At 62.3% G+C, this 21,683-nt stretch carries 18 protein-coding genes; 14 read left to right on the top strand and 4 right to left on the bottom strand.

The window, feature by feature from the left end:
• The first annotated feature begins 46 nt into the window (after positions 1–46).
• Positions 47–880, top strand: a complete 834-nt coding sequence (locus KUA23_RS28540; protein WP_078050601.1) for a thymidylate synthase — start codon at positions 47–49, stop codon at positions 878–880.
• Between the two features lie 130 nt (positions 881–1,010).
• Here the strand turns inward: KUA23_RS28540 and cadR are convergent, their stop codons facing one another.
• On the bottom strand, positions 1,011–1,451 hold the full coding sequence (gene cadR / locus KUA23_RS28535; protein WP_100491929.1) for a Cd(II)/Pb(II)-responsive transcriptional regulator: 441 nt from the start codon (positions 1,449–1,451) through the stop codon (positions 1,011–1,013).
• Positions 1,452–1,536: 85 nt separating this feature from the next.
• Between cadR and KUA23_RS28530 the strand changes: the two genes are divergently transcribed.
• The 8 genes from KUA23_RS28530 to KUA23_RS28495 all read left to right on the top strand — a co-directional run bounded on the left by KUA23_RS28530 (position 1,537) and on the right by KUA23_RS28495 (position 11,201).
• Positions 1,537–3,789, top strand: a complete 2,253-nt coding sequence (locus KUA23_RS28530) for a heavy metal translocating P-type ATPase (RefSeq protein ID WP_252993195.1) — start codon at positions 1,537–1,539, stop codon at positions 3,787–3,789.
• A 16-nt stretch (positions 3,790–3,805) separates the two neighbouring features.
• Positions 3,806–4,669: a LysR family transcriptional regulator gene (locus KUA23_RS28525; protein ID WP_078050598.1), complete on the top strand. Its 864-nt coding sequence runs from the start codon at positions 3,806–3,808 to the stop codon at positions 4,667–4,669.
• 273 nt (positions 4,670–4,942) lie between these two features.
• Positions 4,943–6,007 carry a putative 2-aminoethylphosphonate ABC transporter ATP-binding protein gene (locus tag KUA23_RS28520; protein ID WP_078050597.1) on the top strand — a complete coding sequence of 355 codons (1,065 nt, stop codon included), beginning with the start codon at positions 4,943–4,945 and terminating at the stop codon, positions 6,005–6,007.
• 1 nt (position 6,008) lies between these two features.
• Positions 6,009–7,715 carry a putative 2-aminoethylphosphonate ABC transporter permease subunit gene (locus KUA23_RS28515; protein WP_078050596.1) on the top strand — a complete coding sequence of 569 codons (1,707 nt, stop codon included), beginning with the start codon at positions 6,009–6,011 and terminating at the stop codon, positions 7,713–7,715.
• An 18-nt stretch (positions 7,716–7,733) separates the two neighbouring features.
• Positions 7,734–8,756 (top strand): putative 2-aminoethylphosphonate ABC transporter substrate-binding protein, encoded by a 1,023-nt coding sequence (locus KUA23_RS28510; RefSeq protein ID WP_078050595.1) that lies wholly within the window; start codon positions 7,734–7,736, stop codon positions 8,754–8,756.
• A gap of 126 nt (positions 8,757–8,882) precedes the next feature.
• Entirely contained in the window at positions 8,883–10,016 is a 1,134-nt protein-coding gene (locus tag KUA23_RS28505) for a TIGR03364 family FAD-dependent oxidoreductase (protein ID WP_252993194.1), read from the top strand.
• Entirely contained in the window at positions 10,016–10,570 is a 555-nt protein-coding gene (locus KUA23_RS28500) for a phosphonate degradation HD-domain oxygenase (protein WP_078050593.1), read from the top strand. The genes KUA23_RS28505 and KUA23_RS28500 overlap by 1 nt, the downstream gene beginning before the upstream one ends.
• A gap of 91 nt (positions 10,571–10,661) precedes the next feature.
• Complete coding sequence (locus KUA23_RS28495; RefSeq protein ID WP_252993193.1) at positions 10,662–11,201, top strand: hypothetical protein; 540 nt, start codon at positions 10,662–10,664, stop codon at positions 11,199–11,201.
• A gap of 5 nt (positions 11,202–11,206) precedes the next feature.
• On the opposite strand, the gene KUA23_RS28490 is transcribed toward KUA23_RS28495, so the two are convergent.
• On the bottom strand, positions 11,207–12,574 hold the full coding sequence (locus KUA23_RS28490; RefSeq protein ID WP_214497207.1) for a DUF3482 domain-containing protein: 1,368 nt from the start codon (positions 12,572–12,574) through the stop codon (positions 11,207–11,209).
• Complete coding sequence (locus KUA23_RS28485) at positions 12,567–13,946, bottom strand: DUF2868 domain-containing protein (protein ID WP_252993192.1); 1,380 nt, start codon at positions 13,944–13,946, stop codon at positions 12,567–12,569. The genes KUA23_RS28490 and KUA23_RS28485 overlap by 8 nt, the downstream gene beginning before the upstream one ends.
• Before the next feature lie 69 nt (positions 13,947–14,015).
• Here KUA23_RS28485 and KUA23_RS28480 point away from each other — a divergent pair, with 69 nt between their 5' ends.
• The gene (locus tag KUA23_RS28480) at positions 14,016–14,528 is read left to right on the top strand and encodes a dihydrofolate reductase (protein ID WP_252993191.1); all 513 of its coding nucleotides are present in this window, start codon (positions 14,016–14,018) and stop codon (positions 14,526–14,528) included.
• Positions 14,529–14,605: 77 nt separating this feature from the next.
• Here KUA23_RS28480 and KUA23_RS28475 read toward each other — a convergent pair whose 3' ends face one another.
• Complete coding sequence (locus tag KUA23_RS28475) at positions 14,606–15,997, bottom strand: L-cystine transporter (RefSeq protein ID WP_078050588.1); 1,392 nt, start codon at positions 15,995–15,997, stop codon at positions 14,606–14,608.
• 241 nt (positions 15,998–16,238) lie between these two features.
• Between KUA23_RS28475 and KUA23_RS28470 the strand changes: the two genes are divergently transcribed.
• From KUA23_RS28470 to KUA23_RS28455, 4 genes are all read left to right on the top strand, one after another.
• On the top strand, positions 16,239–17,297 hold the full coding sequence (locus tag KUA23_RS28470; RefSeq protein WP_099493137.1) for an HAD family hydrolase: 1,059 nt from the start codon (positions 16,239–16,241) through the stop codon (positions 17,295–17,297).
• A gap of 192 nt (positions 17,298–17,489) precedes the next feature.
• Entirely contained in the window at positions 17,490–18,023 is a 534-nt protein-coding gene (locus KUA23_RS28465) for an RNA polymerase sigma factor (RefSeq protein WP_252993190.1), read from the top strand.
• The gene (locus tag KUA23_RS28460; RefSeq protein ID WP_099493136.1) at positions 18,020–18,967 is read left to right on the top strand and encodes a FecR family protein; all 948 of its coding nucleotides are present in this window, start codon (positions 18,020–18,022) and stop codon (positions 18,965–18,967) included. Before KUA23_RS28465 ends, KUA23_RS28460 begins: the two co-directional genes overlap by 4 nt.
• A 131-nt stretch (positions 18,968–19,098) precedes the next feature.
• Entirely contained in the window at positions 19,099–21,546 is a 2,448-nt protein-coding gene (locus KUA23_RS28455) for a TonB-dependent siderophore receptor (protein ID WP_252993189.1), read from the top strand.
• The last annotated feature ends 137 nt before the right edge of the window (positions 21,547–21,683 follow it).

Raw genomic sequence — 21,683 nt, 5'->3', positions numbered from 1 at the left:
AATGCCGAGGCTCGCCAGTCTCGGCTTCACCGATACAGGTACCAACATGAAGCAATATCTCGAACTACTGAACGACGTCGTGACCAATGGATTGACCAAGGGCGATCGCACCGGCACCGGCACCAAGGCCGTGTTCGCCCGTCAGTATCGGCATAACTTGGCCGACGGCTTCCCGCTGCTGACCACCAAGAAGCTTCACTTCAAAAGCATCGCCAATGAGCTGATCTGGATGTTGAGTGGCAACACCAACATCAAGTGGCTGAACGAAAACGGCGTGCGCATCTGGGACGAATGGGCCACCGAAGAGGGCGACCTGGGCCCGGTGTATGGCGAGCAGTGGACCGCCTGGCCAACCAAGGATGGCGGTACGATCAACCAGATCGACTACATGGTCCACACGCTCAAGACCAACCCGAACAGCCGCCGCATCCTGTTCCACGGCTGGAACGTCGAGTACCTGCCCGACGAAACCAAAAGCCCGCAGGAAAACGCGCGCAACGGCAAGCAAGCCCTGCCACCGTGCCACCTGCTGTACCAGGCGTTTGTGCACGACGGTCACCTGTCGATGCAGTTGTACATTCGCAGCTCCGACGTGTTCCTCGGCCTGCCGTACAACACCGCCGCGCTGGCATTGCTGACCCATATGCTCGCCCAGCAGTGCGACCTGATCCCTCACGAGATCATCGTCACCACGGGCGACACCCACGCCTACAGCAACCACATGGAGCAGATCCGCACCCAACTGGCGCGCACGCCGAAGAAACTGCCGGAACTGGTGATCAAGCGCAAACCTGCGTCGATCTACGACTACACGTTTGAAGACTTCGAAATCGTCGGTTACGACGCCGACCCAAGCATCAAGGCCGACGTGGCCATCTGATCAATGTGGGAGCGGCGGTGCGACGATTCGACTTGCTCGCGAATGCGGAGTATCAGCTTGCACATGCAGTGGCTGACACACCGCATTCGCGAGCAAGCCCGCTCCCACATTTAGGCGGTGTTCACTTGATTTAGTGGGCGTGGCTTCTGCCTACATGCGAGGGCTCAGCCTCGCTGGCTGCCACACTCCCACTGACTTCCAGCCGCTGCAGAATCCCGCACTCGGGCCCGCCGCCACAGCGTTGGCGCAAGTCCAGCAATTGCTCTTGCAACGCCAACAGCCCGTCGATCCGCGCTTTCACATGGTGGATATGCTCGTCGATCAGCGCATTCACGTTTTCACACTGGTCCTGGGGGCTGTCCCGCAGGCCCAGCAGGCTGCGAATTTCTTCCAGGGTCATGTCGAGGCTGCGGCAGTTGCGGATAAAGATCAGCCGCTCGGTGTGTGCCTGGGTGTACACGCGGTAGTTGGCATCGGTGCGCGCCGGGGGCGGCAGCAGGCTTTCCTTCTCGTAGTAACGGATGGTTTCTACCGGGCAGTCGGTCAGTTTGGCCAATTCGCCGATCTTCATCGCAGCAATCTCCAAATGGGTGCTTGACCCTATAGTGGCTACAGGGTCTTTACTTGGCAACAGGCACCTTTACGGACGCGACAGAATGAGCGATTCCCTCCACACCCCGCATAAGCACGACCACGACCATGATCATGGCCCGAAGAAACTCACGCCCGTGCATGACCACGGCCACGGTGGTTCGTGCTGTTCCGGCACGCCAGCCCCTGCGCGGGTGCAACTGAGCGAAGCGCCCACCGCCGGCTCCCGGCTGAGCACCTTCCGTATCGAAGCCATGGACTGCCCTACTGAGCAGACGCTGATCCAGAACAAATTGGGCAAGCTCGCGGGCGTGCAGCAGTTGGAGTTCAACCTGATCAACCGCATCCTCGGCGTTACTCACGACCTGCCGAACACTGCGCCCATCGTCGATGCGATCAAATCCCTGGGCATGCAGGCCGACCCCATTGAAGAAGGCAAGCCTGCCGCCGAGCCACCGCCCAAGAAGCACTGGTGGCCGCTGGCGCTGTCCGGCGTTGGCGCGTTGGCTGCCGAGGTGCTGCACTTCACCAATGCCGCGCCCACCTGGGTTATCGCGGTGGTCGCGCTGGTGTCGATCCTCAGCGGCGGCCTCACCACCTACAAAAAGGGCTGGATTGCCCTGAAAAACCTCAACCTGAACATCAATGCCCTGATGAGCATCGCCGTCACCGGTGCGATCCTGATCGGCCAATGGCCGGAAGCCGCCATGGTGATGTTCCTGTTCACCGTGGCCGAGTTGATCGAAGCCAAGTCCCTGGACCGTGCGCGCAATGCCATCAGCGGCTTGATGCAAATGACGCCTGAGCAGGCCACAGTGCAGCAGGCGGATGGGACATGGGTCGAAAAAGAGGTCAAAAGCATTGAGTTGGGTGCCATCGTGCGGGTCAAGCCCGGCGAGCGCATCGGCCTGGACGGTGAAGTCACTGCGGGCCAATCCACCATCGACCAGGCGCCGATCACCGGTGAAAGCCTGCCGATCGAAAAGACCGTGGGCGATAAGGTCTTCGCCGGCACCATCAACCAGGCCGGCTCCCTGGAATATAAAGTCACTGCCGCGGCCAACAACTCCACCCTGGCGCGCATCATTCACGCGGTGGAACAAGCCCAGGGCGCACGGGCACCGACCCAACGGTTTGTCGACAGCTTCTCGAAGGTCTACACCCCGGCGGTATTCCTGTTCGCCTTGGGCGTGGCCATTATTCCACCGCTGTTCATGGCCGGCGCCTGGTTCGATTGGATCTACCGCGCCCTGGTGCTGTTGGTGGTTGCCTGCCCCTGCGCATTGGTGATTTCCACCCCGGTGACCATCGTCAGCGGCCTCGCCGCCGCCGCGCGCAAAGGCATCCTGATCAAGGGCGGCGTGTACCTGGAGGGCGGTTACAAGCTCGACTACCTGGCGCTCGACAAGACCGGCACCATCACCCATGGCAAGCCGGTGCAAACCGATTACCTGGCGCTGTTCCCCAACCTTGAAGACAGCGCGCCGGCCCTGGCCGCCAGCCTGGCAGGGCGCTCCGATCACCCAGTGTCACTGGCGATTGCCAATGCGGCTGTGGATAAAAAACTGCCGGTTCACGCTGTGGATAACTTCGAGGCCCTGGCCGGTCGCGGCGTGCGCGGCGATATCAACGGTGCAACCTACCACCTGGGCAACCATCGCCTGGTGGAAGACCTGGGCCTGTGCTCGCCGGAGTTGGAAGAAAAACTCTTCGCCCTGGAAAAGCAGGGCAAATCCGTGGTGCTGCTGCTCGACAAATCCGGCCCGCTGGCACTGTTCGCCGTGGCAGACACCGTCAAGGACAGCAGCCGCGAAGCCATCCAGCAACTGCATGAACTGGGCATCAAGACCCTGATGCTCACCGGCGACAACACCCACACCGCCCAGGCAATCGCCGCCCAGGTCGGCATCGACCAGGCTCAGGGCGACCTGCTGCCTACCGACAAGCTGCAAGCCATCGAAACCCTTTACGGCCAAGGCCACCGTGTGGGCATGGTCGGCGACGGCATCAATGACGCCCCGGCCCTGGCCCGTGCCGAGATCGGTTTTGCCATGGCTGCCGCCGGCACCGACACGGCCATCGAAACGGCTGACGTGGCGCTGATGGATGATGACTTGCGCAAGATTCCGGCATTCATTCGTCTGTCGCGGCAAACGTCGAGTATCCTCAAGCAGAACATCACCCTGGCGCTGGTGATCAAGGCGATCTTCCTGGTGGTCACCTTCCTGGGCCTGGCCACCATGTGGATGGCGGTGTTCGCCGACATGGGCGTGGCCCTGCTGGTGGTGTTCAATGGTCTGCGCCTGTTGCGCAAATAAACGATGAGAGGGCGGTGTGCTGAGTGCGGAGTTAAAGGCGTTTTTTATGGTCGCCCGCCTGGGCAGCATTACCCAGGCGGCGAAAAAACTCGGCCTGAGCCAACCCACGGTCACCACCCAGATCCGTAACCTGGAAAGCCAGTACGGTGTCGAACTGTTCTACCGCGGCGGCCGCCGCCTCACCGTCAGCGACGACGGCGCGCGTCTGCTGCCGATGGTCAAGGCGCTGTTGCAGCAGGAAGCGGACATCGAGTTTTTCCTGCGCAACAACGGCCAGGTCCAGGGGGCATTGAGAATCGCCGCGACAGCGCCGTATTACATCCTCGACCTGGTCAAAGCCTTTCGCGAGCGCCTGCCGCAAGTGGATGTGTCGGTGGAGATCGGCAACTCCCAGCAGGTGCTGGAAGCGTTGGACGATTACCGCGTCGACGTCGCTGCCTCCTCGCAACTGCTGGAAGACCCGCGGCTGATCCGCCGGGTGCTGGGCACCGACCCGCTAGTGCTGGCGGTACACCGCAACCATCCGCTGGCCAAGCTCGATCATGTGCCGCTCTCAGCGTTGGCCGGGCACACTTTGCTGATGCGTGAAGCGGGCTCGACCACGCGACGCCTGACCGAAGAGCTCTTGCAAAGCGCCAACGTGAGCTTCGGCCCGTTGCTGGAAATCGGCAGCCGCGAGTCGATCCGTGAGGCGGTGCTGCGCAATATCGGCATCAGCATCATTGCGCGTCAGGAAGTGCCCCACGACCCGCAACTGCGTGTGCTGACCATCGAAAATGCACCGCAGATTCCCGAGTACCTGTACTGCCTCAAGGAGCGCAAAAGCGCGCGGTTACCGGCGGCGTTCCTGGGGTTGGCGCAGGAAATGTCTCCACTCTAATGGTCGAGTAAGATCTCTGTGGTGAGCGGGCTTGCCCCGCGCTGGACTGCGCAGCAGCCCCAATAATGCCACCGCATTTTTTGCAGGAAAAACCGGGAGCCTGATTTTAGGGCCGCTGCGCGCCCCCGCGCGGGGCAAGCCTGCTCACCACAATGGTGTTCGCGTCCTACCCAAATTCACCAATACCACTATCGCCGGGTTTTGCCTTTCTGCCACATCAGGGACGCATTGCCTGCCTAGCATGGCCTTCATCCGTTCGATGAGGTGCCTAGCATGAACACAGCCCTGACCCAACCCGGCGCGCCCATGAAGGTGCGCGGTATCCAGAAACGCTTTGGCGCCTTTACTGCGCTGGATGACGTCTCCCTGGACGTCGCCGCCGGCGAGCTGGTGTGCCTGCTGGGCCCGTCCGGCTGCGGCAAGACCACCCTGCTGCGCTGCATCGCTGGCCTGGAACGCCAGGACAGCGGCGAGCTTTACCTGGGCAACCGGGATGTTTCCCTGCTGCCGCCCCAGGCGCGGGACTACGGCATCCTGTTCCAGTCCTACGCACTGTTTCCCAACCTTACCGTTGAAGCGAATATCGGCTACGGCCTCACCGGCGGCGGTCGTGACGAAGTGCGCAAGCGCGTCGGCCAGATGCTGGAACTGGTTGGCCTGCTGGGCAGCGAAAAGAAATTCCCCGGCCAGCTCTCGGGTGGTCAACAGCAACGGGTAGCGCTGGCCCGTGCGCTGGCCCCGGCGCCGTCGTTATTGCTGCTGGATGAACCGATGTCGGCCCTCGACGCCCGGGTGCGCGAGCATCTGTGCACCGAGTTGCGCCAACTGCAACGTCGCCTGGGCATCACCACGCTGATGGTCACCCACAACCAGGACGAAGCCATGCTGATGGCCGACCGCATCGCCGTGATGAACAACGGCAAGGTCGAGCAATACGCCACGCCCCAGGAGATCTACGACCGCCCGGCCACGCCGTTCGTGGCGGAGTTTGTCGGCCAGGGCAATTGGCTGCCGTTCAGCCGTAACAGTGCCAGCCACGCCCAAGTGGGTGGGATGAACATGCGCCTGGCCGACGACGCCGGCGTCGCCAGGTCTGGGCGCCTGTTCTGCCGCCCGGAGGCGATCAGCGTCAACCCGCCGGTGCATGAAGAGAACCTGTTCCCGGCCAAGGTTCGTGAGATCACCTTTCTTGGCAATCGCTGCCGCATGAGCTTTGAGCTGGAGCAGTTACCCGGGCACCCGTTGCTGGCTGAACTGGCCCCCGAGGCCATGCCGCGCCTAGGCGCCCAGGATATTTGGGTGGCCTTGCCGCCGCGCAGCCTGCAGGTGTTTGCCTGAGATGGCTAGGGTGATGACGCTGCCGCGCCAGGCTACCCGCGCCGAAAGGGGTGACCGTCTTTTCGTGCTTGGCGGCAAGTGGCTGTGGCTTTTGCTGCTGAGCGTCGCCGTGCTGCTGCCACTGCTGGCGATCTTCTGGCGCGGTTTCAGCAGCGAAGCCGGGCAGGGCGGTGGCCTGGTGGCCGCGCGGGAATTGGTCACGAGTGACAACTTCCACTGGCTGCTGGGCAATAGCCTCAAGGTTTCCCTCAGCGTTGCTGCCATCGTCGTACCGCTTGCCTACCTGTTTGCCTACGCGCTGCAACGCACGTTGATTCCCGGTAAGTCGATCTGGCGTGGCCTGTCGCTGCTGCCGCTGATGGCTCCGTCGATGCTGCCGGGCATCGCGCTGGTGTATCTGTTCGGCAACCAGGGCATGCTGCGCGGGCTGCTCTCGGACAATATCTACGGCTTCTGGGGCATTGTGCTGGGTGAGGTGATCTACACCTTCCCACACGCCCTGATGATTCTGCTGTCGGCGCTGTCCTTGGCGGATGCGCGACTGTTCGACGCCGCTTCCAGCATGGGCGCCAGCCCGGCCCGGGCGTTTCGCAGCATCACCTGGCCGGCCACGCGCCAGGCGGTGTTCGCCGCGTTCTGCCTGGTGTTCACCCTCACCATCACCGACTTCGGCGTGCCTGTAGTCGTGGGCGGCGATTACCAGGTGCTGGCGCTGGAGGCCTACAAAGCCGTGGTTGGCCAGCAGCAGTTCGGGCGTGGCGCATTGATCGGCATGGTGTTGCTGCTGCCGGCGCTGTTCAGCTTTGGTGTGGATGCCTGGCTGCGCCGCCGTCATGGCGATTCGATGAGCGGGCGTGCCCAAGTGTTCCAGCCGGCGCCATCGCGCCTGAGAGACGCCTGCTACCTGGCCATCGTGCTGCTGATCTGTGCCGTGTTGCTGCTGGTGTTCGGCATGGCGGTGTATTCGTCGCTGGTGAAGTTCTGGCCGTACAACCTATCGCTGTCGCTCAACCACTATCAGTTCGAAGACACGGCGGGCGGCGGTTGGCTGGCCTATCGCAACAGCCTGACCATGGCGTTGTGCACGGCGTTGATCGGCAGCGTGCTGATCTTCACCGGGGCCTACCTGATGGAAAAAACCAAGGGTCAGAAAGGCCTCAACCTCGCCCTGCGCATGCTCACTTTCGTGCCGATGGCGGTGCCTGGGTTGGTGCTGGGCCTGGGCTACGTGTTCTTTTTCAACCTCAACGGCAACCCGCTGCATGTGTTCTACGGGACCATGACCCTGCTGGTGGTGTGCACCATTGCGCACTACCTGACCACCGCACAGATGACCGCCACCACCGCACTGCGCCAGCTCGACGCCGAGTTCGAAGCCGCCGCGTTGTCGCTCAAGGCGCCGTTGTACCGGCATTACCTGAAAGTGACGGTGCCGATCTGCCTGCCGGCGCTGCTGGACATCGTGCGCTACCTGTTTGTGTCGGCGATGACCACCGTGTCAGCCGCGATTTTCCTCTACAGCCCCGACACCATCCTCGCCGCCGTCGCCGTGTTGAACATGGACGACGCTGGCAACGTGGGCGGTGCGGCGGCCATGTCGACCCTGATCCTGTTCACCTCAGGCAGCGTCTCGCTGCTGCTGGCGTGGGCTTCACGTGGCGCACTGCGCCGCTCCCAAGCCTGGCGCCAGACCGCGCCAGGCCAATAATCCTGAAGGAGGTGTTCCATGTTCAAGCCCCTGGCGCTGGTCGCTGCCGTACTCACTGCATTCAGCCTGAATGCCTTCGCCAAGACCGAGCTGACCGTGTACACGGCCCTCGAAGCCGAGCAGTTGAAGACCTATAAGCAGGCCTTTGAAAAGGCCAACCCCGACATCGAGATCAAGTGGGTGCGCGACTCCACGGGCATCATCACCGCCAAGCTGCTGGCCGAGAAAGCCCGCCCGCAGGCTGATGTGGTGTGGGGCCTGGCCGCCTCCAGCCTGGCGATCCTCGACCAGCAAGGCATGCTGGACAACTACGCACCGAAGGACCTGGACAAGATCGGCAAAAACTACCGTGACGCCGCCAACCCTCCGGCCTGGGTCGGCATGGACGTGTGGGCGGCGACCATTTGCTTCAACACCGTCGAAGCCGAAAAGCAGGGCCTGACCAAGCCGGTGAGCTGGCAGGACCTGACCAAGCCTGAGTACAAGGGCAAGATCGTCATGCCCAACCCGGCCTCGTCCGGCACCGGTTTCCTGGACGTCAGCGCCTGGTTGCAGACCTTTGGCGAGAAGCAAGGCTGGCAATACATGGACGACCTGCACCAGAACATCGGCCAGTACGTTCACTCCGGCTCCAAGCCGTGCAAGCTCGCGGCGTCGGGTGAATTCCCGATCGGGATCAGCTTCGAATACCCGGCCGTGCAGTTGAAACGCCAGGGCGCGCCGCTGGACATCATCCTACCGAAAGAAGGCCTGGGCTGGGACATCGAAGCCACGGCGGTGATCAAGGGCACAGCCCACGCCGATGCGGCCAGAAAACTGGCTGACTTCTCTGCCAGCACAGCAGCCATGGACCTGTACAAGGACAACTTTGCCGTCCTCGCCCAACCAGGCATTGCCAAGCCGCAGACCGAATTGCCGGCCGACTATGAACAACGCCTGATCAAGAATGACTTTGCCTGGGCGTCGAAGAACCGCGATAGCATCCTGGCCGAGTGGCGCAAGCGCTATGACGGGAAGTCGGAGAAGGTGGCGGGCCAGTAAGGGTTTTCGTCAGGGCTGATGGCCTCATCGCAGGCAAGCCAGCTCCCACATTTGAAGGTATTCACACATCAACAAGTGGGAGCGGGCTTGCCCGCGATGGCGGCCTCGAATACAGGAAATCACGACATGACACACCACAGCGACCTACTGATCATCGGCGCCGGCATCCTCGGCCTGTCCCACGCCTATGCCGCTGCCAAGCGCGGCCTCACGGTCAAGGTGTTCGAGCGCAGCGCCACGCCACTGGGCGCATCGGTGCGCAACTTCGGCCAGGCCCTGGTCACTGGCCAACCGCCGGGGCCAATGCTCGACCTGGCCCGGGAAAGCCGTGCTATCTGGGGGCAATGGGCTGAGCGGGCGGGTCTGCAGCTCAAGCGTAACGGCTCTTACCTGTTCGCCCGCACCGAAGCGGAGGAGCATTTGCTGGAAGCCTTCTGCGCCGGCCGCGCTGCAGAGCACGGCTACAACGTCGAACTGCTGCAAGGCGCGGCCATGAAGGATCTGTACGGCGGCCAGTTCCGTCATCACCGCGCCGCATTGCATGGCAAGGACGATCAGCAGCTGTATTCGCGTGAAGCGATCCCGGCGCTGATCAGCTACCTGGCGCAAGAGCTGAACGTGGAGTTCTATTTCTCCACGCTGGTGCGCGACGTGGAGCCGGGCCAATTGCACAGCACGGCGGGCAGTTTTCGCGGCGAGCAGATCATCGTGTGCTCCGGCCACGACTACCAGACCCTGCTGGCCGAATCGATCGCCGAACTCAACCCGAGCATCTGCCGCCTGCAAATGTTGCGCGCCCGCCCGGTGGTGAACCTGAACCTGCAACACGCATTGCTCACCGGCTTGAGTTGCGTGCACTACGGTGCCTTCGCCGATCTGCCGGAAGCCGCGCCGGTGCAGGCGCAGATCCTGCGTGAAACGCCACACCTGCACGAGCACGGCATCCATCTGCTGATCAGCCCGACCCCCCATGGCGAACTGATCATCGGCGACTCCCATGATTACGGCAGCGACGCGTCGCCCTTCAATGCCGAGCAGATCGACGACTGGATGATCGCACTGGCCGAGCAAACTCTGGGCTGCAAGATCCAAGTGGTGGAGCGCTGGCAGGGCGTATACGGCTCGCGCGGACCGGGACCGTTCTCCTTCCTGAGGGCTGCTCCAGGCGTGAGTGCGGCGTTGATGCACACCGGCGTGGGCATGAGCGTGGGGCCGGCGATGGCTGAGCGAAATATCACCACCTTGTGGGGAGCGGCGTGATGAACCCGGAACAGGCGATTGCCGAGGTCTTCGGCTTATACGAAAAACACGGTACGGCGGACTACATCGGCGAGCCGGTGTCGCAGATCGAGCACATGTCCCAGGCGGCGCAGTTGGCCATGGCCGAAGGCTTTGACGATGAAGTGGTGTTGGCGGCGTTTTTCCACGATATCGGCCACCTCTGCGGCCAGGGCGGCGAGAACATGGGCGGGTACGGCGTGGTCAGTCATGAGCGGCTGGGGGCGGATTACCTGCGCCGCGCGGGCTTCAGCGAACGCATGGCTCGGTTGGTGGAATACCACGTGCAGGCCAAGCGTTACCTGACCTTCAGCCAGCCGGACTACTACGCCCGCCTCAGTGAGGCCAGCCGCCGTACCCTGGCCTTTCAGGGCGGCGTGATGAGCACCGAAGAAGCCCAGGCGTTCGAACAGGACCCGCTGTGCGCCGTGAGTTTGCGCATGCGTCATTGGGATGAACAGGCCAAGGAGATGCACGTGCCGGTACTTGACCTGCAGATGCTCAAGGCAAAGGCTGCGCGGCTACTGGTTGCGTAGACAGGCCTTACACCGAACGCAGACTCGCCGTCTGGAGGCGGGGGCATCGCGTCATTAAGGTGTTTGCTTCTTACCTTAAGGAGCAACACGGATGCGTTACTTGAAAGCCACTGCCCAAGACATGAGTGGTAATGGCCGCGCCGATACGGTCATCCTGCATTTTTATGAGCATCAGGCAGGTTGCCCGGATGAACTGGTTCACGAGATCTTCGCGGTGGACATGAGTGCCGATGGCCGTGTCGATCTACAGTGGGCGGAGGATCTGAACCCTGTCAGCCGGCCACGTGTGCTGAATACAGAGCAGGTCGATAGTTTTGCCGACAGTTTCTTGAAACTGGGCTGGTTCAATCAGCGCAGCCATTGGCAGCGTACGTTGACAATGTACGTCGATCACTTCGGTAAAACCGGAACGCCCAACGCGATCAAGCTCGACTTCCATGAGCGCACGACGTCTGGGTGCAAGTCGTCGCTGGTTTACCAAGCGGTTGCTTATGACGGCAACAGTGACGGCGTGTTGGAGTCGTTCACCAATAGCGACATCGACCGCAATGGGGTAACCGATAAAGCCGATAAAGAACTGATTCGCTCGCTATGTACGACTTTCCTGGCGTTTGGGTGGTTTGTGCAATAACTCGGTCAGGTCTCATCAAGCCGAGCGGCCAGGACTTCGACCTGCTCCTGGCGCTCAGCCTGGCTCAACTTGGCGTGGGGGTTGAGGGACGACCATTGTGGATGGGCGCGGGCTTTGTGCAGCGCGTCCGGCAATTTGCCTTCGCGCCAAGTCTTGTCCTGAGGCGTATCGACCTTGATGCTGTGCATCGCCGCATGGCCACGCAGGTTCAGGGCCTTGAGCAACTGGCGCTGACGCAGGGCGAGCAGGCGCAAGACGCTGTCGTCTACGGTCAGCTCGCGCTGGCCTTTGATCTTGCCCAGCAGCCGGCTGCCATAGCTGCGGGCGGTCTGCAGGGCACCACCGGCAATCGCACCGGCAATGGCGGCGGCGCCGAGGGTCAGCCCACCGACCAGCAGATCCACGCCGGCCCCCGCCGCCGCGCCGGCGGCAATGCCACCGCCAACGCGCACGCCGAGTTGCTTGAGGGTTTCGGGGTTGAACAAGTCATCACCCCAACGTCCGTCGAGCAAGGGCAAGTCACTGGCAGCGGCATCCTGCGGGCGGAAGCCGAACAGTTTGAGCAGCGCTTCCACGCATTTTTGTTCGCGTTGGCGCACGGCTTTGCGCAGGTCAGCGATGGCTTGCTGTTCATCCTCGGTAACCACGCTGCGACGGCAGGCGGCGCAGTCGATCAGCAGCTCGGCGATCAGGCGCGCAGCGCTTTGCTGGCGGGCCTGGCGTTGGGCTTCCTGGTCAAGAATCAACCGCTCCAGTTGCGGACGGGCGTTTTCCAATAGCAGGGCGAGACTTTCATACAGGCGCCGCTCGCCGTCTTCCGGCGGCGCCACGCTGTCGAACCTCACCAGCGCATGCAGGCCAAGACGGGCCAGGGCTTCGCGCCAGTCCGGCTCGCGGTGGTCGCTGCTGCTGACAAAGTTGAGCACCGGCAGCAACGGCTTGCCGCAGCTGGCCAGTACTTGCAGCTCATCGCGATACTTGGCCAGCACCGGCTCGCGGGCATCGATCACATACAGGCCGGCGTCTGAGGCCAGCAGTTGGCGCAGCACCTTGGCTTCCTGTTCGAAACGCTGGCGGGCTTCGCTGCCTTCCAGGAAGCGCGCCAGGCGTGCCGGGCCGTCGAGGCGTTCGCCGGGGCGATCCAGGCGCTCCAGGTAATCGAGCAGGGCGATGGCGTCTTCAAGGCCGGGCGTGTCGTACAGCTCCAGCAAGGCTTCGCCATCCACCGATAGCCGCGCACCTTCGACATGCCGCGTGGTGCTGGGGCGATGGGAGACTTCGCCGAAACCCACGTCACGGGTGAGGGTGCGCAGCAGCGAGGTCTTGCCGACGTTGGTGTGGCCAACCACGGCGAGTTTCAGTGGCTTAGTCATGACCGGTCTCCAGCCAGTTCAACGGCGCGCAGTCGGCGAACGGCAGCTCAAGCTGTTGCAGCGCGGCGTGCCAGTCGCCCAGGCGCTCGGCGTCCAGGGCTTGGCCGGGCGGCGCTTGCAGCAGCCACACGCGGGTGGCAGTGGCGCTGCGCGCCAGTTCGGCGATCAGCGCCAGGCTGCCGCGATCCGGCGAGCGTCGTGGGTCGCAGGCGATGGCCAGGCGTGCGGGCGGGAAGCGCGAGAGTTGTTCCAGCAGTTTGTGGCGCGATTCGCGGCTGTCGAGGATGCCGGCGTTCTTCACGCTGGCCGGCAATTTGGGCGGCCAAGCGTGCTGGTCGTCCAGTTCGATGGCGACCAGCAGCGCGCCATCGCTTTCCAGTTCACTGACGCCGCCGCTGACGTGATGCAATTGTTCGGGCGCAGCGTCGTTGACCCCAAGGCGCTCACTGCTCGGCATCAGACGCTCGCGCAGTTGGCTGTAGCCGGGCAGGTTGAGGTCCAGGCGCAGCGCGGCGCGCCCACGCTTCCAGCGCCATAGGCACAGCAACGCGAGGATCAGGCGGGGCAGCAGGCCATAGACCAGCAGCACGCCGACCAGCCAGGCGGCCCAGGCTTGGCGGGCACTTTCGATATTCAGGGCGGAGTCGCCGCTGGCGCGGATCATCTCGACGGTCGGCACATTGAAGCCCAACAGAGCAGGCAAGGTGCCGAGGGCCTGGGTGACGGCGACGAAGGTGTCGGCACCGAGAATGGTGGTTTCCCACACGAAGCCGTAGCGGCGGGTAGCGAGTAGCGTGAGCAGAATCACCATGGCGCTGAGCAACGCCAGCAGCCACAGGCCGTTGACCAGCACACCCACGGCCCAGCGATTGAGTTTTTGCCGTTGCAGCAGCAGTAACAGTGCGGGGGCCAGTTGGGCGGCCTTGGCGTCGCGGGCGAGCTTTTCGCTGAGCCACAACCACAGTCGGCCGAGGGTGGCGCTGTGTTCGCCGGCAAACAGCAGGCCCAGCGCCCAACTGATCAGCAGGATCAGGTTCAAGCCGAGCAGGCTGCCCAGGGCCCAGAACACATTCACCGGCGTTAGACCGTTGCCCAGTGCAGCGAACGCCAGCCCTGCGCCGCTGATGACCGCGACGATGGCCAGCAGCACCAGCGCCAGACGCGCACCTTGCAGCCAGCGGGTGAGGGCGGCCGTGAGCCCATCGCGCTCGGCCAAGTGCAAGGCGCGCTGCTGGATGCGCGTCGGCAGGTCGCCACCGGCGGTGCGGGCCAGGCGATTGGCTTCCAGGTCTTCCAGGGGGCCTGCATGTTCTTCGCGCAGGCGCACGGTTTCGGTCAGCCAGAGTTTTTGCAGGGGGTTCAGTGCAGTCACGCGCCGTCCTGTTGAGCAAGTGAGGTTGGAGCATAACCGCTGGCTCGCACCTCTGGTATTCTCGTCGCCATGAAAAAAACTCTCCCTTTAAGCCTGATCGCAGCCCTCGGTGAAAACCGTGTGATCGGCGTCGACAACAGCATGCCCTGGCATTTGCCGGGGGATTTCAAATATTTCAAGGCCACCACGCTTGGCAAGCCGATCATCATGGGGCGCAAGACCTGGGATTCCCTGGGCCGACCGTTGCCGGGGCGCTTGAACATCGTGGTTAGCCGTCAGACCGATCTGGCGCTTGAAGGTGCGGAAGTTTTTCCGTCACTGGACGCGGCGGTAGCGCGCGCTGAGGAATGGGCCAAGGCGCAAGGCGTGGACGAGCTGATGCTGATCGGCGGTGCGCAATTGTATGCGCAGGGGCTGGAGCAGGCGGATCGCCTGTATTTGACGCGGGTGGCGTTGAGTCCGGAAGGGGATGCTTGGTTTCCGGAGTTTGATGCGGGCCAGTGGAAGCTGGTGTCGAATGTCGAGAATGCGGCTGAGGGAGATAAGCCGGCGTATAACTTCGAGGTTTGGAAAAAGGCCTAGGAGCATCGCCGGCAAGCCGGCTCCTACAGTTGATTGCGTTACCCTGTAGGAGCCGGCTTGCCGGCGATAGCGGTCTATCAAGCCTGCGCTAACTCCGCATGCTCATCCGCATTCAACAACGCCTTATCCGTCTGCCCCATGACCTGGCTGGTGATCGCACCGGCGGTCATCGAGCCATTCACGTTCAATGCCGTGCGGCCCATGTCGATCAGTGGCTCCACGGAAATCAGCAGCGCCACCAGTGACACCGGCAAGCCCATGGCCGGCAGCACGATCAGCGCGGCGAAGGTCGCACCGCCACCCACGCCGGCAACGCCTGCCGAACTCAAGGTCACAATCGCCACCAAGGTCGCGATCCACAGCGGGTCCAGTGGGTTGATGCCCACGGTCGGCGCGACCATCACCGCCAACATTGCAGGGTAGAGACCGGCGCAGCCGTTCTGGCCGATGGTCGCGCCAAACGATGCGGCGAACCCGGCGATGGATTGCGGAATGCCCAGGCGACGGGTCTGCGCCTCAATGCTCAGCGGGATCGCCGCCGCGCTGGAGCGGCTGGTGAAGGCAAAGGTCAGCACCGGCCACACCTTGCGGAAGAAACGCAGCGGGTTGATCCCGGCCAGGGACAGCAGCAGGCCGTGCACCACAAACATCAGGCCCAGGGCCAGGTACGAGACCACGACAAAACTGCCGAGCTTGATGATGTCTTGCAGGTTGGAACCGGCGACCACTTTGGTCATCAGCGCCAATACGCCGTACGGGGTCAGCTTCATCACCAGGCGCACCAGGCGCATCACCCAGGCTTGCAGGGTGTCGATGGCGTTGAGGACTTTCTGGCCTTTTTCCACGTCATCCTTGAGCAGTTGCAGCGCGGCAACCCCCAGGAAGGCGGCGAAAATCACCACGCTGATGATCGAGGTCGGCTTGGCCCGGGCCAGGTCGGCAAACGGGTTGGCCGGCACGAACGACAGCAGCAGTTGCGGGATATTCAGGTCGGCAACCTTGCCGGCGTAATCACTCTGGATCACCTGCAGGCGCGCCATTTCCTGGGTGCCGGCCACCAGGCCTTCGGCGGTGAGGCCGAACAGGTTGGTCAGGCCGATACCGATCAACGCCGCAATTGCGGTGGTGAACAGCAGCGTGCCGATGGTCAGGAAGCTGATCTTGCCCAGGGACGAGGCATTGTGCAGGCGCGCCACGGCGCTGAGGATCGAGGCGAACACCAACGGGATCACGATCATTTGCAGCAGTTGCACGTAGCCGTTGCCGACCAGGTCGAACCAGCCAATGGAGGCTTTGAGCACTGGGTTGCCGTCGCCGTAGATCGTGTGCAAGACAGTGCCAAACACCACGCCGAGTACGAGGGCAACCAGCACCTTCTTGGCGAGGCTCCAGTGTGTGCGACGAGTTTGTGCCAGGCCCAGCAGCAGGGCCACGAACACCAGTAGGTTGAGAATCAGGGGCAGATTCATTGAAGCTCCGTTGAGAAGGCAGCCAATCGCGAGAGCCTGCGATTGCGAACCGGAAAGCCTAACAGCTTGAAATATATTGATTTAATACCGATATGGAATGGTGACTGTCGTTTTTGGAATAAGCATCTGACGCGCATGCACATGCCTTTGGCGCGATCACGACGCAAGCGGTCGCGCCCGGGCGGTAACTGTCACAGGGATTTGTTAGCGTCGATGTTTTTAACTCAGGGAGAAAACGCATATGAAGCTCGCTTCTAGATTGTTTGCCGCCGCGCTGTGTCTGGGCCTTGCCGGACAAACCATGGCCGCCACCGAGTTGAAACACTGGCCGGCACCGGCCGCCGAGCAACTGAACAAAATGATCGCCGCCAACGCCAACAAGGGTAATTACGCGGTGTTCGACATGGACAACACCAGCTACCGCTACGACCTCGAAGAATCCCTGCTGCCCTACATGGAAAACAAGGGCCTGATCACCCGCGACAGCCTTGATCCGTCGCTCAAGCTTATGCCGTTCAAAGACACCGCTGACCATAAGGAAAGTCTGTTCAGTTACTACTATCGCCTCTGCGAAGTGGACGACATGGTCTGCTACCCGTGGGTTGCCCAGGTGTTCTCCGGTTTCACCCTCAAGGAACTCAAAGTGCAGGTCGATGAGCTGATGGCCTCCGGCAAGCCCGTGCCGGTCAGCTATTTTGAAGGCGACGTGGTGAAGCAGTCTGAGGTGCAGCCGCCGAAAGTCTTCACCGGACAGGCCGAGCTGTACAACAAGCTGATGGAAAACGGCATCGAGGTGTATGTGATGACCGCCGCTTCGGAAGAGCTGGTGCGCATGGTCGCCGCCGATCCGAAGTACGGCTACAACGTCAAACCCGAGAACGTCATCGGCGTAAGCACCTTGCTCAAGGACCGCAAGACCGGCGAGCTGACCACCGCGCGCAAGCAGATCAGCGCCGGCAAATATGACGAGAAGGCCAACCTCGGCCTGGAGCTGACCCCGTACCTGTGGACCCCGGCCACCTGGATGGCGGGCAAGCACGCAGCCATCCTCACTTACATCGACGAATGGAAAAAACCGGTGATCGTCGGCGGCGACACACCGACCAGCGATGGCTACATGCTGTTCCACGATGTGGACGTGGCCAAGGGCGGCATCCACCTGTGGATCAACCGCAAAGATAAATACATGACCCAACTGAACGGCATGATCGCCAAGCATGCGGCGGCGCAGGCCAAGGAAGGGTTGCCAGTGACGGCGGACAAGAACTGGGTGATCGTCAAGCCTGACGAAATCCAGTAGCCCGACGCAACCTTGTAGGAGCCCGGCTTGCCGGCGATGGCGTCAGTGAGATCAATGCAAGACTCAAGGCCGTCATCGCCGGCGAGCCGGCTCCTACCGAGGTCGGCAAAAATAGATATCAATTGCGAACCAATCTCATCCTCTGCTAGCGTGCGCACTTCCTGAACCCTCCGTTCTTCTCAAGGTAGTGCTGTGCCCTCCTGGAATTCGCAGATCGCGCGCCTGTTCGCGGAGCAGAAGAAAGCCCTCGAAGCCTTCGTCACTCGCCGCACCGGCAGCGCCCAGGTGGCCGCCGACCTGACCCAGGAGTCGTTCCTGCGCCTGGCGCGGCTGGACTCCGGCGAGAAGATCGACAACCTCCCAGCCTTCCTCTTTACCATCGCCAGCAACCTGGTGCGCGATCACCAGCGCCAGGCCATCCGCCGCGAGCGTCTGGATGCCGGCGAGCCCAGCGAAGAGCTGCCGTGTGGCAACCCAGGTGCTGACGAGCAACTGGCCGCCTACCAGCAGGAGCAACTCATGCAGGACGCTATCCTGTCGCTGCCCGAAGCGACTCGGCAGATCTTCCTGCTTTATCATGTCGACGAACTTTCCTACCGCGAGATTGGCGATCGCCTATCGATCAGCCCGCGCAGCGTGGAATACCAACTGCGTCGCGCCTTGATTGAATGCCGCGCCTATATCAAGACGCGGCTCGCCTGCGACACTCGAGGACGTCGGTCATGACTGCTTTACCCACTGGCGACGCGTTGTTCGAAGAAGCGTCCGCCTGGTACTTCCGCCTGCAGGCCGAGGACGTGACACCTGCCGAATTGGACGCCTTCGCCGCCTGGCTGGGGCAGGGCCAGGCCCAGGACGATGCCTGGCAGGAAGTGCAGGCGATGCTGGGTGGTTTGCGAGAACCGGCCCGGGTCATCCGCCGCGCCGAGCAGGCCGCCTGGCGCAAGCCCGCGCGACGTTGGGCCTGCGCCGCCGCGGTGCTGCTGGCGGTGGGGTTGACCGTGCAGAACACGCCTTGGCTCGACCGCCTGCGCGCGGACTACGCCACGGGCACCGGCGAATCGCGCACCGTCGAATTGGCCGACGGCTCACAGTTGCAACTCAATACTGACAGCGCCGTGCAAGTGCGCATAAGCGGCGGTGAGCGTCAGATTCGTCTATTGCGCGGTGAAGGTTTTTTCAACGTGACCAAAGATCCGGCGCGACCCTTCGTGGTGCAGTCCGGGGATGGCTGGGTCAAGGTAGTCGGCACCCAATTCAGCGTCGCGCGGCGTGATGCGCAGACACGGGTGCAGGTGGCGCAGGGCAAGGTACAGGTCAGTGCGGGCAGTGGTGAGCCGGTGTACCTGGAGCCGGGGCGGGCGGTGGAGTATCAGGCGCAGCGGCTGGCCGATGTCCACGGTTTTGATCCGGCGAGCGGCTTTGCCTGGCGGCAACGGCAACTGGTGTTTCGCCAGCAACCGCTGTCGGAAGTGGTCAGCGAGTTGAATCGCTACTGGCCCGGCAAGACTCTGGTGCTGGGCGAGGCGCTGCGCAATCGCGTGGTGTCCGGCGTGTTCGAGATCGACAAACCCGACGCCGTGATCAAGGCGTTGGAATACACCCTCAACCTGCACGCCGAGCATTACACCCCGTATTTACTGGTGCTGCGCGAAGGCAAAGCGTCCTGACTGCAACTTTCTCAAAATAGTTTCAGGGTTTCTCCGCAAGCCATCGTCCTTGATCACTGAGGCGTAAATAGTAAGCACTCTCAAGTAGTGCGGCGCCGATCACAGACTTTTTGCACCGGGGAGCACCATCCATGGCACACCGATTCGCCGCACAGCCCTTGCTGGCACTGGCCATTTCCTTGGCCTGCGGCACCGCACCGCTGTACTTGCAGGCCGCCGAGACCACTCAGGCACAGACCTACCGTTTTGATATTCCAGGGCAGAGCCTGGACGGTGCGCTGGCGGCGTTTTCGGCGGTGACGCGGGTGCAGGTGTTGGTGAGTGGTGAATTGACCCAAGGGGTGGTGTCGCCGGGGGTGAGTGGCAATCTGGGCCAACGTGAAGCCTTGGGGCAACTGCTCGGCGGCACTGGGCTGAGCGCGGCGTTTATCAACGCCGATACCGTCACCCTGGAAAAACGCGTGGACACCGGTGGCGCCCTCGAAGTCGGTGCCACCACCATCAGCGCTGAACGCTTGGGGGCGACCACCGAAGGCACCGGCTCCTACACCACCGGTGCCGTGACCCTCGGCAAAGGCGAGCAAAAGCTCAAGGACATCCCGCAATCGGTCAGCGTCATGACCCGCAAGCAGATGGACGACCAGAACACCACCAAGTTGTCCGAAGTGGTCAAGCGCACCCCCGGCCTGACGGCGACCAAGTCCCCTGGCCCTGGCATGTTTATCTTCTCCCGTGGTTTTGAGGTCGGCACCCTGCAGTACGACGGCGTCGGCATCCCGCGCAACACCTACGCGCTGGGCAGCTACCTCACCGAAAACATGGCGATCTATGATCGCGTGGAAACCCTGCGTGGGCCGGCCGCCTTGCTGCAGGGCGCGAACAGCCCCGGTGGCACGATGAACCTGGTGCGCAAGCGCGGGCAACAGGCGCCGACTGTCACCATCACTGCCAAGGCCGGTTCCTGGGACCACTACGGCACACAAGTGGATGCGGGTGGCCCGCTCAATACCGAAGGCACCTTGCGCGGCCGTTTTGTGGCGGACTACGACACGACCGATTCTTTTGTCGATTACGCCGGCGGTTGGAACCAGACGGTCTATGCCGCGGTGGACTACGACTTCACGCCAGACACCACCGTCGGCGTGGGCATCAGCAACCAGAAAGGGCACTCGCGGCCCAACTTCATGTCGCTGCCCCGGTACGCCAACGGCAGCGATATCGGCCTGTCGCGCTCGACCTTTGTCGGCGCCAGTTGGAACCGCAACGTCAATAACCAGACCCAGGTATTTGCCGATATCGAGCATCGCTTCAACGATGACTGGAAAGTGAAGGCCGCTCTGGTGGCCATGGATGAACACAACGACGCGACCTACCAGGCCACGTGGGACACCATCCCCAATCCCGGTGACACCGGCACCGTGCGCTACGTGGACTGGGTCACTGACTTCAATACCAAGAGTCGCGGTGTGGACGTGTATGTCGACGGCAAGTTCGAAGGCCTGGGGTTGCGGCAGGAGATGGTGCTGGGCGCCAACTATTCCAAACTCACCACGGATGATTTCTGGGCGCGCGCGGCGACGCCGGGGGCGGATATCTTCAACATCGACCACAACCGTCCGCAGCGCGACAAGAACCAGTTGTTCCAGGCAGGGAATGCGACGAAGAGCTGGTATGACATTCGCCAGAAGGGGATTTATGGCACCTGGCGCGTCCAAGTACTGGACCCGCTGACGTTGATCCTCGGTGCGCGCACCAGTTGGTATGACTATTCCTATCAGGACGAGAGCGGTGCCAGGGGGGTGTACGGCGAGCCGACCAGCAGCACCACGCAAAGCAATGGTCACGTCACGCCCTACGCCGGTCTGGTTTATGCGCTCAACGAGCAATGGTCGGCCTATGCCAGCTATACCGACGCCTTTGAGCCCCAAACCAACCTGACCACCTCATTGACCGTGCTCAAGCCCATTGAGGGCCAGAACTACGAGCTGGGCCTGAAGGGCGAACTGGCGGATGGCCGCCTCAATACTTCGTTTGCTGTCTTCCGCTATGACCAGGAAAACCGTGCGGCTCAAGATCTGCAAGGCGGCAAGGTTTGTGGCGGCTGGTACTGCTCGCTCGCGTCCGGCAAGGTTCGCAGCCAGGGCTTCGAGGCCACCTTGAGCGGTGAGGTGCTGCCGGGCCTGCAACTGGTTTCCAGCTACACCTACAACACCACCAAATTCATCAAGGACGACACCTACGAAGGCAAGATCTTCAGCACCTGGACGCCCAAGCACCTGCTCAAGGTCTGGGGTGACTACCAGTTGCCGGGGGACTGGAGCAACGTCAGTGTCGGCGCCGGTGTGACCGCGCAAAGCAGCACCGTCGCCTATGACCGCACATTCAGCGTGCCCGGCAATGCCCTCTGGGATTCGCGGGTGGCCTACAAGATCAACCAGGAATTCACCGTCGCGGCGAACCTGAACAATATGTTCGACAAGAAGTACTACATCCCGGCTTACAACGCGAACTGGGGCAGCAACTACTATGGCGACCCGCGCAATGTGATGTTCACCATGACCTACACCCCCCAATTCTGAGCCATTACGCATAGCCTTATGTGGGAGCGGGCTTGCTCGCGAATGCGTTGGATCAGTCAATGAAGCGTCAACTGACACTGCGCATTCGCGAGCAAGCCCGCTCCCACATTTTGATCTTGAGTGCCCTGAAGGTTTTG

Origin of the sequence: Pseudomonas pergaminensis, assembly GCF_024112395.2 — a bacterium.
Taxonomy (GTDB): Bacteria; Pseudomonadota; Gammaproteobacteria; order Pseudomonadales; family Pseudomonadaceae; genus Aquipseudomonas; species Aquipseudomonas pergaminensis.
Note: the sequence above shows the minus strand (reverse complement) of the source record. Positions and strands in the feature narration are given on the sequence as shown.